The 14,619-nt window shown below is 71.2% G+C and carries 14 protein-coding genes; 10 read left to right on the top strand and 4 right to left on the bottom strand.

Translation table 11 applies throughout. From position 1 onward, the window contains the following. The first annotated feature begins 297 nt into the window (after window positions 1-297). From OG310_RS15335 to OG310_RS15315, 5 genes are all read left to right on the top strand, one after another. Complete coding sequence (locus OG310_RS15335) at window positions 298-621, top strand: L-rhamnose mutarotase (RefSeq protein WP_329456439.1); 324 nt, start codon at window positions 298-300, stop codon at window positions 619-621. Window positions 622-934: 313 nt separating this feature from the next. Continuing rightward, window positions 935-1,777, top strand: coding sequence for an SDR family NAD(P)-dependent oxidoreductase (locus OG310_RS15330; protein WP_329456438.1), 843 nt, complete (start codon window positions 935-937; stop codon window positions 1,775-1,777). A gap of 62 nt (window positions 1,778-1,839) precedes the next feature. Continuing rightward, complete coding sequence (locus OG310_RS15325; protein ID WP_329460199.1) at window positions 1,840-2,829, top strand: aldo/keto reductase; 990 nt, start codon at window positions 1,840-1,842, stop codon at window positions 2,827-2,829. A gap of 87 nt (window positions 2,830-2,916) precedes the next feature. After that, complete coding sequence (locus OG310_RS15320; RefSeq protein ID WP_329456437.1) at window positions 2,917-3,630, top strand: GntR family transcriptional regulator; 714 nt, start codon at window positions 2,917-2,919, stop codon at window positions 3,628-3,630. A gap of 108 nt (window positions 3,631-3,738) precedes the next feature. Continuing rightward, window positions 3,739-4,671, top strand: coding sequence for an aminoglycoside phosphotransferase family protein (locus tag OG310_RS15315; RefSeq protein ID WP_329456436.1), 933 nt, complete (start codon window positions 3,739-3,741; stop codon window positions 4,669-4,671). A 48-nt stretch (window positions 4,672-4,719) separates the two neighbouring features. Here OG310_RS15315 and OG310_RS15310 read toward each other — a convergent pair whose 3' ends face one another. Beyond that, a complete protein-coding gene (locus OG310_RS15310; RefSeq protein WP_329456435.1) occupies window positions 4,720-6,399 on the bottom strand; it encodes a bifunctional 3'-5' exonuclease/DNA polymerase in 1,680 nt (559 codons plus the stop codon). A 177-nt stretch (window positions 6,400-6,576) separates the two neighbouring features. On the opposite strand from OG310_RS15310, the gene OG310_RS15305 reads away from it, so the two are divergent. Next, window positions 6,577-7,488, top strand: coding sequence for an NADP-dependent oxidoreductase (locus OG310_RS15305; RefSeq protein ID WP_329456434.1), 912 nt, complete (start codon window positions 6,577-6,579; stop codon window positions 7,486-7,488). Window positions 7,489-7,787: 299 nt separating this feature from the next. Further along, window positions 7,788-8,327, top strand: coding sequence for an ATP-binding protein (locus tag OG310_RS15300; RefSeq protein WP_329456433.1), 540 nt, complete (start codon window positions 7,788-7,790; stop codon window positions 8,325-8,327). Here OG310_RS15300 and OG310_RS15295 read toward each other — a convergent pair. Beyond that, a complete protein-coding gene (locus OG310_RS15295) occupies window positions 8,260-8,811 on the bottom strand; it encodes a sugar O-acetyltransferase (protein ID WP_329456432.1) in 552 nt (183 codons plus the stop codon). The two genes, OG310_RS15300 and OG310_RS15295, sit on opposite strands and share 68 nt — an antisense overlap. A gap of 165 nt (window positions 8,812-8,976) precedes the next feature. Beyond that, entirely contained in the window at window positions 8,977-9,408 is a 432-nt protein-coding gene (locus OG310_RS15290) for a hypothetical protein (RefSeq protein ID WP_329456431.1), read from the bottom strand. 1,094 nt (window positions 9,409-10,502) lie between these two features. Between OG310_RS15290 and OG310_RS15285 the strand changes: the two genes are divergently transcribed. After that, window positions 10,503-10,745, top strand: coding sequence for a DUF397 domain-containing protein (locus OG310_RS15285; protein WP_329456430.1), 243 nt, complete (start codon window positions 10,503-10,505; stop codon window positions 10,743-10,745). 161 nt (window positions 10,746-10,906) lie between these two features. Here the strand turns inward: OG310_RS15285 and OG310_RS15280 are convergent, their stop codons facing one another. Beyond that, a complete protein-coding gene (locus OG310_RS15280; RefSeq protein ID WP_329456429.1) occupies window positions 10,907-11,446 on the bottom strand; it encodes an ATP-binding protein in 540 nt (179 codons plus the stop codon). 301 nt (window positions 11,447-11,747) lie between these two features. Here OG310_RS15280 and OG310_RS15275 point away from each other — a divergent pair, with 301 nt between their 5' ends. Next, window positions 11,748-12,635: a helix-turn-helix domain-containing protein gene (locus OG310_RS15275; protein ID WP_329460198.1), complete on the top strand. Its 888-nt coding sequence runs from the start codon at window positions 11,748-11,750 to the stop codon at window positions 12,633-12,635. 75 nt (window positions 12,636-12,710) lie between these two features. After that, complete coding sequence (locus OG310_RS15270) at window positions 12,711-14,177, top strand: aldehyde dehydrogenase family protein (RefSeq protein ID WP_329456428.1); 1,467 nt, start codon at window positions 12,711-12,713, stop codon at window positions 14,175-14,177. Window positions 14,178-14,619 lie beyond the last annotated feature (442 nt).

Raw genomic sequence — 14,619 nt, 5'->3', positions numbered from 1 at the left:
AAGGACAGTCAGAATTTTCCTATAGGAAATTTGGGAACGCCTGGAGGTTACGCAGGAGTGTCAGCGGCACGTCAAGGGTTTGAGCGGTAATTCTTGGTGGGCGGCCGGAGAAATCGCTCGTCGTTCTCGGGGAGCTCCGAGGGAGGAGGGTTCTCCTTTTTGGGTTGTTCCTATAGGTTCTGAACTGAAGACATCGGACAGCTGAGAGCGCCGGAGACCGGGGTCGGGTGAGCGGAAGCGAGCCGGCCGGACGGGCACGGCAGGGCTCGGCGGCGTGAGCTCGGAGCGGAGCGGATCGTGCGGCGCATCGCGCAAGTGATCAGGGTGAAGCCGGAGAAGCGGGACGAGTACCGCGAACTCCACCGCGCGGTCCCGGAGCCGGTCCTGGCCAGGCTCCGCGCCAGCCACATCGCCAACTACTCGATCCACCTGCTGGGCGACCGGCTGTTCAGCTACTTCGAGTACCACGGCGACGACCTGGCCGCCGATCTCGCGGCCATCGGTGCCGACGAGGCCAGCCAGGCGTGGTGGAAACTCACGGACCCCTGCCAGGAAGCCGTCCCGGAGGCGGGCCCCGGTGAGTGGTGGGCGTCGACGGAGCAGGTCTTCCTGATGGAGTGAGCCGCCCCGGTGCCGGTTCCCGCCGCGAACACCACTGCGGCGGTGCGGAAGCAACGGCACGACCGTGCCCGGCCGGTTGACGACAGGTCGGCGGAGCGTGACAGCACGGATCGACGCGGGAGACCGCGCTCACCGTGGCAGCACGGAACGACGCGGGGACGCCCGCACAGCGTGACAGCACGGCAACGACGCGGGAGACCGCGCTCACCGTGGCAGCACGGAACGACACGGGGACGCCCGCACAGCGTGACAGCACGGCAACGACGCGGGACACCCCGCAGAGCGTGACACCGAGAAGGACGGCGAACAGCACATGACTCAGACTTCCGACCTCCCCCGCGCCGGCGAGTTCCGCGGCCTCGTGGCCGCCGTCACGGGCGGGGCGTCCGGCATCGGCCTGGCCACCGCACGCGAACTGGCCGCGCGCGGCGCCGAGGTGTGCGTACTCGACCTGAACGCCGAGGCCGCCCCCGCCGCCCTGCACGGCTTCACCTGCGACGTTACCGACCGCGCCTCCGTGAACGCCGCATTCGCGGCGATCGGCGAGCGCTTCGGGCGGCTCGACGTGCTGGTCAACAACGCGGGCATCGGCGCCCAGGGCACCGTCGAGGACAACGACGACGCGGAGTGGACGCGCGTCCTGGACGTGAACGTCGTCGGCATGGCCCGGGTGGCCGCCGCCGCGCTGCCGCTGCTGCGCGAGGGTGCCGCCGCCCGGACGGCGGGCCAGTCGCCGACCACCGCGATCGTGAACACGTGCTCCATCGCCGCCACCGCGGGGCTCCCGCAGCGCGCGCTGTACTCGGCGAGCAAGGGCGCGGTCCTCGGCCTGACCCGGGCCATGGCCGCCGACCACATCCGTGAGGGCGTACGGGTCAACTGCGTGAACCCCGGCACCGTCGACACCCCCTGGGTCGGCCGCCTCCTCGACTCCGCGGCGGACCCGGCCGCCGAGCGCGCCGCGCTGAGCGCACGCCAGCCCACCGGGCGCCTGGTCTCCGCGGAAGAGGTCGCCGCGGCGGTCTGCTACCTGGCGGGCCCGTACGCGGGGGCCACCACCGGGACCGACCTGGCCGTCGACGGCGGCATGCAGGGGCTCAGGCTGCGACCGGCCGAGCCGGCGGCGTCGGCCGGGACCGCCGGCGGCGCGGAGTGACGCCCGCACGCGACGGGCGGCCCGGGGAGGGCTCCGTACGCAACGACGCGGCCGGTGCGGCGCTGCCCACCGAGCCCTTCGGCCGCTCGGGGCTGCCCGTGACGGCGCTCGGTTTCGGCGCGGCGACCCTCGGCGGCCTGTTCGCGCCGATTTCCGACGAGGACGCGCACGCCGCGCTCCAGGCCGCATGGGACGCGGGCATCCGCTACTTCGACACGGCACCGCACTACGGGGTCGGCCTCTCGGAGGAGCGCGTCGGCCGCTTCCTCGCGGACAAGCCGCGCGACGCGTACGTGCTGTCCACCAAGGTCGGCAGGCTGCTGGTCCCCGGCGCGGGGGCCGGGCAGGACGTGCAGGGCGCCGACGGTTTCCACGGCACGCCGAACCGGGTGCGTGTGCGCGACTACAGCGCGGACGGCGTGCGCCGCTCGCTCGACGAGAGCCTGGGACGCCTCGGTCTCGACCGGATCGACATCGCCTTCATCCACGACCCCGACGAGCAGGCCGACCAGGCGCTCACCGAGGCGTACCCGGCGCTCGCGGCACTGCGTGACCAGGGCGTCCTCGGGTCGGTCGGCGTGGGCATGAACCAGGTCGCGATCCCCACCCGGTTCGTCCGGGAGAGCGACATCGACTGCCTCATCGTCGCCGGCCGCTACACCCTGCTCGACGGGGAGGCCGCCACCGAACTGCTCCCGCTGTGCGCGGAGCGCGGGGTGGACGTCGTGGGCGCGGGGGTCTTCAACAGCGGGCTGCTCGCCACGCCGGACGAGAACCCGACGTTCGACTACGCCGCGGCCCCGGAGCCGCTCGTCGCGCGCGCCCGCGCCATCGCCACGGTCTGCGCCCGGCACGGCGTGCCGCTGCCGGTGGCCGCGCTGGCCTTCGTACGGGCCCACCCGGCCGTGCGTACGGTGCTCGCGGGGATGCGGAACGCGGCGGAGGTACGGCAGAACGTCACCTCCGTCACCACCGACGTGCCCCAGGCGCTCTGGGACGACCTGCGCGCCGAGGAACTGCTGCCGGAGGGCGCGGTCCTGCCGGGGCTCTGACACGGGTGACCGCCCCGTACGCGTATCCCCAGATCCTATAGAATCTGCTGATCCGGGTACGGGGCGAGCGGCGGAGGAGGCCCACTGATGGCGGACGACGACGGCCGCACCCACGCGGCGGCACAGGACGGGCCCGCGGGACCGCCGCGCCAGGTACTGGCCGACAGCGTGTACGAGGCCGTGAAGGCCAAGGTCATGGACCACGAGATCCAGCCGGGGGCCCGCGTCGGCATCGAGGCCCTGGCCCGCGCGCTCGACGTGTCCCCGACCCCGGTACGCGAAGCTCTCGCCCGGCTCGAATCGGAGGGGCTCGTCACCAAACGCTCGCTGGCCGGCTACCGCGCCACCGAACTCCTCACCCGCGCCGGGCTGGACGAACTCTTCGAAATGCGGCTTCTGTTGGAACCCCGCGCGGCGGAGCTCGCCGCACAGAACGCCGACGACACGCAACTCGACGCGATCGAGAACCTCGTCGAGGAGATGCGCCGGCACCCCAGGACGGGTGACCGGTACGCCGTCTACCGCGACTTCGCCGCACTCGACCAGCGCTTCCACGACACGATCGCCCGGGCGTCCGACCGCCCCCTGCTCGCCGACGCCGTGGGCCGGCTCCACTCCCACCTGCACATCTTCCGCCTGGGCAGCATCGCGGGCGGCGGCCCGCTCACCCTCGCGGAACACGACCGCATCCTGCGCGCGGTCCTGCGCCGCAGCCCCGGCCGGGCGGCCGAAGCCATGCGCGACCACCTGACCGCGAGCCTGCGGCGACAGCACGGACGGGACACGCCGCAGGCGGGGTGAGTTCGCTCCGTCGAGAAGGCCGCCCGGGCTCCGCGGGGCGTCGCCTGTCCCGTCCCTACCGCCCGGCGTCTGCGGGCGCGGCGCGTCCGGCGCGCGTAGGGTGCCCGGATGATCGAGGTACCGGAGGCGTTCGTACGGGGCACCGTGGATCGCGAAGGTGAGCCCGGAGCGGCGTGGATCGACGAACTTCCCGCGACAGTGGCACAGTTGATGGAGCGCTGGGAATGCGTGCCGGACGGGGATGTGACGCACGGCGGCGTCGGGGTCGTCGTCCCGGTGCGACGGCGGTCCGAGGGGACCGCCGTGCTGAAGGTGTCGTTCCCGCACCCCGGCAACATCCACGAGCCCGACACGTTCGCGGCGTGGGACGGGCGCGGAGCCGTGCTGCTGCACGAGCGTCACGACGATCGTTTCGCGATGCTGCTGGAACGGGTACGGATGTCGACCCTGGCGGAAGTCGAGGACAGCGACGAGGTGATCACGGTCGCAGGGCGGATCAATCGCCGGCTGGCTGTCCCCGCGCCGCGCGGTCTGCCCCGGCTGCGGGAACAGGCTGACATCTGGGCGGATCAACTGCGGCGGGAAGCGGCGGAGTTCGCGGGAACGATGTCGCGACGGGTGGTGGACTCCGCCGTGTCGACCATGCATGAGCTGGGCCACGACCAGCCGGACCTGCTCGTCCACGGAGACCTCCATGCCAGGAACATCCTGCGGGCCGACCGTGAGCCCTGGTTGGCCGTCGACCCCAAGGGATACGCGGGCGATCCCGCATACGACGGCGGCACACTGCTCAAGTCCCGCGCGCTGAAGCTCCTGGAGGCGGACGACCTGCCGAGAGCCGTTCATCGCGTGCTGGATGTCTTCGCCGAGGCGGCCGAGATCGATCGCGAACGCGTAAGGCGCTGGGCCCAGTTCCACGCCGTACGGGCCGCCCACTGGGGCCGCCGCCATGGGTTCCGGGTCGCCCGCGGCGGATCACGGCTGGAACGGCTCACCGCCTTCATGGACCACTTGGCGGAGTTGCTCACGGAACCTCTGTGACGCCGGAGCGAGATGAGTCCTGTCGGGGCGCGCGATTACGCGGAGGCCCTACTTCGCGTCCGAGTACCGCTCCACCACCGCGGTCGTGAACGCGAAGCGCACCGGTGTCGGGCCGAAGGCCGCGGTGCCGGCCGTGTCCGCCGCCGACTGGATCGCCTTCGCGACGGCCTCCGTCTCGTCGGCAGGGCAGTGCACGATCACCTCGTCGTGCTGGAAGAACACCAGCTCCGCGCGCATCCCTGTCAGGGCTCCGCGCAGCCCCGCCAGCATCAGCAGCGCCCACTCGGCCGCGCTGCCCTGCACCACGAAGTTGCGTGTGAAGCGGCCCCAGGCCCGCGCCGTGGAGCCCGCCGACGAGGGGCCGCCCGGTGTGGTGTCGTCCTGGAGGACGCCTGCCTCGTCGTCGTCCGGTGCGCCCGCCGGTCGCGGGCTCGTACGGCCGAGCCAGGTGCGCACGAGGCGGCCCTCCTCGCCCGCGCGCGCCGCGTCGTCCACGTACGCGACGGCGCGCGGGAAGCGGCGCCGCAGTGCCGCGAGGTTCTTCAGGCCGTCGCCGGAGGTCTGGCCGTAGATCGCGCCGAGCAGCGCGAGTTTGGCCTTGGCGCGGTCGCCGGCGAAGCCCCGGTCCGACAGCGCCGTGTACAGGTCGCCCGCGTGGCCCGAAGCCTCCATCAGCCCCGGGTCGCGGGAGATGGCGGCGAGCACGCGCGGCTCCATCTGTGCCGCGTCCGCGACGACCAGCCGCCAGCCGGCGTCGGCGACAACGGCACGCCTCAGTACCCGGGGGATCTGCAGGGCGCCGCCGCCGTTGGTCGTCCAACGGCCGGTGACCGTGCCGCCCGGCTGGTACTCCGGGCGGAACCGGCCGTCCCGCACCCAGTCCTGCAGCCAGGTCCAGCCGTTCGCCGTCCAGATCCGGTACAGCTTCTTGTACTGGATCAGTGGCTCCACCGCCGGGTGGTCCACCTTCTCCAGCTCCCACCGCCGGGTGGACTTGATCTGCACGCCCGCCCGGGCGAACGCCTTCACCACCTCCGCGGGGAGGTCGGGCCGCACCCGGTGGCCGAACGCCTCCGAGACCGCGTCCGCCAGCTCCGCGAGGCGGCGCGGCTCCCCGCCGCCCGGGTAGCGCTCGCCGAGCAGCTCGTCCAGCACGGCCCGGTGCAGGTCGGCCCGCCACGGCAGGCCCGCGGCGCGCAAGTCGCCGGCGACGAGCATGCCCGCGGACTCGGATGCCGTCAGCAGTCGCATCCTGCCCGGATGTTCGGCGAGGCCGTGGCGGCGCTGCTGCTCCTCGTAGACCGCGAGGAGGCCGTCGAAGGGCACGTCGGAACCGGCCTTCGGCTCGAACAGGGAGGACTGTGAGCCGGGCTCCGCCGACCGCGGCAACGGATCCGGCGGTACGGGCGCCCTCCGCAGCCGCGCCCACGCGGCCGCCGCTGAGCGGGGCTCGCCCAGCCTCCCTTCGTGCCCGAGGAGCAGCTGCTCGGCCGCCTCGATGTCGTAGCACCGCTCGACGCGCACGCCCGCGGCGCGCAGCCGGGGGTAGACCTCGGGCGTGGAGCGCCACACCCATCGCGCCACACCGGGCCGCGACCGCACTGCCGCGACGAGGTCCGGCTCCCGCACCACGGGCCCGACGGCGGAGCCGTCGGCGGCGAGCGGCGCGAGCAGCGCGCCCCCGTCGTCCAGCGGTGCCAGCGCCCAGCGCGCGGTGGGTTCGGTCATGGGATCGAGTCTCGCAGCAGGGTCTGACAAAGCTCCGGCGGCGAACCGGGAACAAAGCCGCCGGACCAAAACTTGATACTTCAAGTGAGCCGTCGGGCCTTCGGGGCCGCAGGCTGGTAGTGAGGACAACGCAGTGACGCACATCCCTACGGAACAACGCGATACGCGGAGGTCACGATGAAGGCGACTGTGTACGAGGAGTTCGGCGGTCCCGAGGTGCTGCACCAGGGGGAAGTCGACACGCCGCACCCCGGCCCCGGCCAGATCCGCATCGCGGTCAAGGCGGCCGGCGTCAATCCGATGGACTGGAAGATCCGCCACGGATGGATGCAGCAGATGATCCCGACCGAGCTCCCCGCGATCCCGGGCCTGGAGGCCGCGGGCGTGGTGGACGAGGTCGGCGAGGGTGTCACCGACTTCGCGGTGGGCGACGAGGTGGTCGGCTGGGCTTCCGGTGCGTACGCGGAGCACGCCGTCATGACCAACGCGACCAAGAAGCCCGCGGGCGTCCCGTGGACCGAGGCCGTCGCGGTCCCGGTCGCCGGGGAGACCGCGCGCCGCGTCCTCGGGGAACTCGACGTCAAGAGCGGCGAGACGCTCCTCATCCACGGCGCGGCCGGCGCGGTCGGTTCCGTCGCCGTACAGCTCGCGGTGGCTCTCGGCGCGACGGTCGTCGGCACGGCCTCGCCCGCCAACCACGCCTATGTGCGGGAGATCGGCGCCACGCCCGTCGCGTACGGGGAAGGGCAGGTCGAGCGCGTACGGGAGGCGGCGCCGAAGGGGGTGGACGCGGTGTTCGACACCGCGGGCAAGGGTGATCTGCCGGACGCCATCGAGTTGCGTGGCGGCACCACGGACCGGGTCGTCACCATCGCCGACATGGACGCGCAGAAGCTGGGCGTGCCCTTCTCCGCAGGCGGCGGAACGCCGGAGCAGCAGCGCGCCAACCTCGCCGCGAACCTGGCCCTCGTCGCGGACGGCAAGCTGCGCCTGCGCATCGCCCGTACGTTCGGGCTGGACGAGAGCGGCGAGGCGCAGCGCGAGAGCGAGGACGGCCACGCGCCCGGCAAGCTGGTGATCGTTCCGTAGGACCTCCCCGTAGCGGTCCTGCAGGTCCGGCCGGTCCGGCCGGGCCGCCCGCAGGGCCCCTGCCGGTCCGTCACGTCGCCGGGGCTGGGTCCGGACCCTGTGGCCCGCGTGGTTCCCGCGGGTCCGGCCGGTCCTTGAGGACGGGGCGGGAAGGCGGCTCTCGTCGAGCCGGGGCGGCCTGACCGCCCCGAAGACGCCTCGTACGGCGGTGGCACATCCGCATCACTCTCGGGCACCATGGGTTGCTTTCCGTGACCTATCGATGTCCGAGAGTGACGATGCTCACCGACAGTGGACTTGTGCACGACGTGTTTCACCCGGAGCGGCCCTGGCTGCCGCTGACCCGGCTGCCCCTGCCGCACAAGCCGGAGGCGGTCTTCCGGGCGCGAAGACACGCGCGGGAGACCCTGGCGGCGCGCGGTGTGGAGAGTGACCTCGCGGCGACCGTCGAGCTGGCGGTCAGCGAACTGGTCACCAACGCCGTCCGCCACGGGGTCTGCCCCTGCGGCTGCACCCGCGGTGCCGTCTCGCTGGCCCTGCTCGGGGCGGGGGAGCGACTGCGGGTCGAGGTCGGGGACCCCTCCCGTACACCTCCGTGCTGGCCGACGGGGATCGAGTCGGTCGACGCGGAGGCGGTTCAGGGGCGGGGGCTGCTGCTCGTCACGGGGCTCGCGGCGGACTGGGGGGACTGTGCGCGCGGGCGGCGCGGCAAGGTCGTGTGGTGCGAGTTCGCGCCGGTGGCCGTCGTTCCCGCGACCCGGGCGGGCGAGCTCACAGCTCCCGGACGATCCGGGCCGGATTGCCGACCGCCAGCACCCCGGCCGGAAGGTCCTTGGTGACCACGGAGCCGGCGCCGACCACGGTGTTCTCGCCGATGGTCACGCCCGGGCAGACGATCACACCGCCACCGAGCCAGACGTTGTCGCCGATCGTGATGGGCGTCCCGTTCTCCCAGCCAGCCCGGCGGCGCTCCGTGTCCAGTTCATGGCCGGGCGTCAGGAGCTGCACATGGGGGCCGAATTGGCAGTCGGCGCCGATGGTGATGGGGGCCACATCCAGGAAGACGGCGTTGAAGTTGACGAACGTCCGGGCCCCGATGGAGATGTACGAGCCGTAGTCGCACTGGAACGGCGGCCGGATCGCCACGCCTTCGCCCACCGAGCCGAGCAACTGCTCCAGGGCGCCCCGGCGCTCCGCGTCGGTCGCCGTCACGTCGTTGTACGCCGCGCAGAGTTCGAAGCGCCGCCGGTTGTCCTCGGCGAGTTCGTCGTCGTCCGCGATGTACCAGTCGCCCGCCAGCATCCGCTGCTTGTTCTCGCCCATGGTCCTCCTGTCGCTTTGTCCACAGCCTGTGGACAACAAAACGTGTCCGCCCGGATCCCGGCGCCGGAGGGCGGTCGCCACAGGCGTCCCGCCCGCCCTCGCGCGGCGCGGGGGCAAGGGGTGGGGGCACCCGGCGGCGCGGATCCCGCCCCGCGTACTGAGGGGCTACGGCAGTGACGGGCCCGCCGAGGGCAGGCTGCCCGACGGCAGCCCGCCGCCCGGGAGCGAGGGCATCACCGAGGGGGCCTTGGACGGGACGGCCCGCGCCTTCTTGAGCGTGTCCCGCTTGGTGTCCCCCCAGGCGATGACCGCGGTCCTGCCGTCGTTGGACTGCACGATGCCCATCACGCGGTTCTTGTCGCCGTCCGTGCACGTCATCGCCAGCATGGGTACGCCCATGTCCTGGATCGTGCCCTGGCAGACGTGGCCGTCGGCGATCACCACCGCCTGCACGCCCTTGACCGCCAGCGTGACGATGCTGCCGTCCGTCTCGCCCTGCCAGCTGCCCGCGAGCCGGGCTGAAACCTGCGCGACGGTCGCGGAGCCGGGGCCCGAACCTGCCGCGGGGGACGGCGGATGGGTACTCGGCGGCGCCATGGATGAGGACCCGCCCGTGCCGGTGCTCGTGCCCGTGCCCGTGCCGGCGTCTGTGCCTGTGCCGGTGCTCGGGGGCGTGCTCGCAGCGCTCGCGCCCCCGCTGTGAGCCGTCGCCCCACCGTCGTTCGAGCCGCCGCCACCGCATCCCGTCAGCAGCAGAGCCGCAAGAGCCGTCCCGGCCGCGGCGACAGCCGCGGTGCCTGTGAACCTGCGCACGATCACGCCCCCTGAGAGTCACCTGAGGGTCACCGGCTCGCTCAAGAGTGACCGGATCGCCGGATCATCGGATCGCCGAACGACCGCCAAGCTACCAGGACGACTTGAAGTCGCCAGGCAGAGAACCGGGCACGGCGGCCTGCCCGCTGCCCGCTGCCCGCTGCCCGCTGCCCGATGGCGCGTCCGCGTGAGCGTGCGGATCTCCTGAGGCGGCCACGCGGGCAGAGGCGGCCACGCGCGGCACCGGTCCGCCCCGCGGGCACCTGCCCGCCCCGCTTCCGTCCGGTGCGCGAGTGCGCGAGTGCGCGGGAACGCGGGAATGCGGGTGGGGGATTGCGCGGGTGGCTGCGGGGGTGGGCGGCTCCGCAGGTGGCGGCGGCTTTCCGGGGCGCCGCCCGGCCGCCCGGGGCGCCCCGGGGCGTCCACCCGTCGCCTCGACTTCCGCACGAGAAAAGCGTGCCGCTCGCTATCCGCGCCGCGCCAATCGACGGGAACAGGCGGGGAATTATGTATATCGACAGCAAAGATACTGATCTACTACGGGGAGTTCCTTTCCGATCAGGGAAAGGAGCGCGGCCGTCGGGGCCGCCCGGATGGGTGCGCGGCGCGTGCGTCAACCCGCGAGAGCGACACGTGCGTGGCAGGCGGCTTTGCTGTCGTACCGCTTCGCAGTGCAGCGGCGGAGTCGCAATCCGTGACGTCGTCGCAGCCCGGACGCTCGGACGCTCTGTTCACTCAGCGCACCGGAAGAGTTTCTTAGCGTTTGTAATCATGAGAATACGGCCTGTGCACGTGCATCCGCACATGCAGCGGCACGTGAACCCCGCTATGATCCGCCTCAGTTGTCAGCCCTACCTTGCAACTCCGGGGAGATATCCGTGCATCACGCATACAACGGCATGGCGGCGGCCGAACTGACCGATGCCGCCTGGCAGAAGAGCGGTTTCAGCAACTCGCAGGGAACCTGCGTCGAGTTCGCGAAACTGCCCGGCGGCCAGGTGGCCGTACGCAATTCCCGCTTCCCCGAAGGCCCGGCGCTCGTGTACACGCCGGCGGAGATCGAGGCCATGCTCCTCGGTATCAAGGCGGGCGAATTCGACCACCTGTCCGCCGCGATCTGACGGCGCGGCAGCGCGCGCGCCCGCGTGACCGGCGCGGCGCGCGCATGTGGGAACGCCCCGCACCCTTCAGGAAGACGACCGCGGACCCGCCCCTGGGCGGGCCCGCGGTCGTCTTCGTGCCGTGGGGCCGCAGGCGCGGGCCGTGGCGAGCGCGGTGGCCGTCAGTCCTCCACCGGCAGGGCGGGCCCCGGCAGGGCTCCCGCCGGCACTTCGGGGGTGCGCAGGAAGAACACGGCCCACACGACCTTGCCGCTGAGTGTTCCCTCAAGCGGGTGCCAGCCCCAGGTGTCGCTGAACGATTCGACGAGGAACAGCCCGCGACCCGACTCGGCCGCGCAGGCGGCGTCAGGTTCCTGTGCCTCGGGGCTGACCCGGCTCGGGTCGCGCACGGCGCACACCAACCGGGTGGCCCACCGCATCAGATGGAGTCGTACCGGGCGGTCCCGGCCCGTGGGTGCCGCGTCGGGCACCGCGTGCCGCAGGGCGTTGGTGACGAGTTCGGAGACCACGAGAGCGACATCGTCGAACCGGTCGTCGAGCATCCACTGTCCGAGCGTCGTACGGGTGAACTCCCGCGCCGAGCGCACGGCCTCGTAGCGCGCGGGGAGCGAGCACGAGGCCGCTCCGGCCGCGCCGGAGGGATCGATCGGCGGTAGGCCCTGCCGTAACGGCGCGAGCACGGTCGATCCATTCGTCCCCATACGAGGCTCCCGGGATTCGGCGGCCGTGTCCACACATCAGTGACACGGGCCACACGTGGTACTTGCGCAGAGGTCTGCGCCAGCCATGGTTGCGAATGCAGCCGATGGATGCAAGGGCAGATGCACGTGCACATGACTGCTATCGACCAGTACGCCCGGTTAACTCACCTTTATTGGTGTGTACCGTTCCGGTGGCTTCCTCAAGGATTGCTCTTTCCGTAACCACATGAGTACGCGGCGAAGCGTTTTGATGGCAGAATCCGGCAGTCGGGGCCGGGGGTACTCCGCCGGACCGCATGGGATGGGGAGGGTTGACAACGTGACCGCAACCGAATCGGGCGGTTCCGTGGTGCGGCGCATCTTGCTCGGCTCACAGTTGAGGCGGCTGCGCGAGTCGCGGGGAATTTCGCGCGAAGCTGCCGGCTACTCGATCCGCGCATCCGAATCGAAGATCAGTCGCATGGAGTTGGGGCGCGTCAGCTTCAAGACGCGCGACATCGAGGATCTTCTGACGCTGTACGGAGTCACCGGGGAACTGGAGCGCGAGGGTCTTCTCGGTCTCGCGAAAGAGGCCAACATGGCCGGCTGGTGGCACAGCTTCAACGGCGTCGTGCCCAACTGGTTCCCGACGTACGTCGGTCTGGAGGCCGCCGCCTCGGTGATCAAGGTGTTCGAGGTGCAGTTCGTGCACGGGCTGCTGCAGACGGAGGCGTACGCGCAGGCCGTCGTCACGCGGGGCATGCGCGATCCCGAGGGCAGGCGCGACGAGATCGACAGCAAGGTCGCGCTGCGCCTGGAGCGGCAGAAGAAGCTGGTGTCCGAACACCCCCCGCGGCTGCACGCCGTCCTCGACGAGGGCGCGCTGCATCGCCCGTACGGGGGAAACGACGTCATGCGCGCCCAGTTGGAACACCTCATAGAGATGTCCGAACGTCCTCACGTCACCATTCAGGTGATGCCGTTCAGTTATGGCGGTCACACGGCGGACACCGGTGCATTCTCCGTACTGACGTTCCCAGAACCCGATCTTGCGGACATCGTCTATACCGAACAACTGACCAGCGCGCTCTACATGGACAAGGCCGAAGAGGTCGGTCAGTACACCGCTGTCATGGATTCTCTGATCAGTGACTGTCCCGGCCGGGATGCGAGCCGCGAGATCCTTCGCGAGTTGCTTCAACGGTATTGATGGATCAGTACTATGAGGCCCACTCAGGAGCCCGAACCCCACAGCGACTGCCCTGACAGACAGCAAAGGGATCACATGTCCTACTTCACCGAACTGGGCCATCAGTTCATAGACGGAGAGTGGCGAGCCGGGAGCGGTTCGTGGGACATCATCGATTTCAACCCGTACAACGGCGAGAAGCTCGCTGCCATCACGGTCGCCACGGTGAAAGAGGTCGACGCCGCCTATGAGGCGGCTGCCCGCGCGCAGCTCGTGTGGGCCGACACCGATCCGTACGAACGCAGACGGGTGTTCGAGCGTGCGGTGCGGGCCATCGAGGAGCACGCGACCGAGTTCGCCGAGGTGATCACCGACGAACTGGGCGGTAACCGGGCGAAGTCGGCGATCGAACTCGCCTCCGCCGTCGAACACCTGCGGCAGGCCATGGTGACGACGGTGGCGGACGAGACGGTGTCCGCGCCCTCGCCGGAACCGGGCCGTCACAACCAGGTGTTCCGCAGGCCCATCGGTGTCGTCACGGTCATCAGCCCGTACAACTTCCCCCTGGCCACGGCGATGATGTCGGTGGCGCCCGCGCTGGCGCTGGGCAACGCGGTGGTGCTCAAGCCCAATCAGAACTCCCCGGTGTCCGGGGGCGGTCTGGTCGCGAAGGTCCTCGACGAGGCCGGGCTGCCCGCCGGAGTGCTCAACGTGCTGGTCACCGACATCGCGGAGATCGGGGACGCGCTGATCGAGCACCCCGTGCCGAAGGTGATCTCGTTCTCCGGCTCGGAGGAGGTCGGCCGGCACGTCGCCGAGGTCGCGGCGAAGAACCTGAAACGGGCCGTGCTCCAACTCAGCAACAACGCCGCGTTCCTCGTCCTCGACGACGTACGGGGCGAGCGCCTCGACTATGCCGTACGGGCCGCCGTCAGCAGCCGGTTCGTCTTCCAGGGCCAGGTCTGCATGGCGGCCAACAGGATCCTGGTCGACCGTTCGATCGCGGACGAGTTCACGGAGAAGTTCGTGAAGGCCGTACGCGAACTCAAGGTCGGCGATCCGAGGGACCCGGGGACCCATATCGGTCCGCTGATCAATTCCCTCCATGTCGAGGCCATGCAGACGATAATCAAACAGGCATTGGAGGAAGGGGCGACGGCGCTCGTCCACGGTGCCTCGTACGACAACTTCGTGGAGCCGACGGTGCTGACCGGCCTGCCGGAGAACTCGCCGATACTGCGGCAGGAGATCTTCGGTCCTGTGGCGCTCCTCGCCTCGTTCGACGGTGAGGAGGACGGCATCCGCATGGCGAACGACACGCCCTACGGGCTCACCGCCGCCGTCCACACCCCCGACCTGGAACGCGGCGCTCGCGTCGCGCGCCGCATAGGAGCGGGGATGGTGCACGTCAACAGCACCACCAACCTCCAGGACGTCACGGTCATGTTCGGCGGCGACGGCCGTTCGGGCCTCGGCCGGCTCAACGGCAGGCACGCCATAGACCTGTTCTCCACGGAGCAGTGGGTCTCGATAAGGAGCGACATGCCGGAGGTCCCGCTCTAGAGTCTCCGGTGCCGTGCCCCGGACAGCCGTCGATCAGGCCGTCCGACCCCGGTCACGGCACCGGTACGACCGAGGGCTCGACGCACCCCTCGTCGCCGCCCATGACGGTGGCGCCCTCGCCCCACGGGCCCCCTCACTACACGGGCCCCCTTGCTCCACGGTCCACCGGCCGATGGGCCGGCCGGCGCCACACCGACGAGATCCCGGAGCGCTACGACGAGATCGCCGCTCCGGCCCCGGTGCGCCGGGGCGATCAGGACACCTGGATTCCGACGCGAAGGGCCGGGAAAGACGCGAAGGGCCGGGAAAGCGGGAACTCGCCGAGCGGAGCCCAGAACCCGGGACCCCTGACCCCAGATCCCCAGACCCCGGGCGCCGTGTTCGAGCCGTTCGCGGGCGCCGGCCACCCGTACAGGAGGACGCCCCCGGCGAGTCGGCCGGG

It is taken from the genome of Streptomyces sp. NBC_01497, assembly GCF_036250695.1.
Classification (GTDB): domain Bacteria; phylum Actinomycetota; class Actinomycetes; order Streptomycetales; family Streptomycetaceae; genus Streptomyces.
Note: the sequence above shows the minus strand (reverse complement) of the source record. Positions and strands in the feature narration are given on the sequence as shown.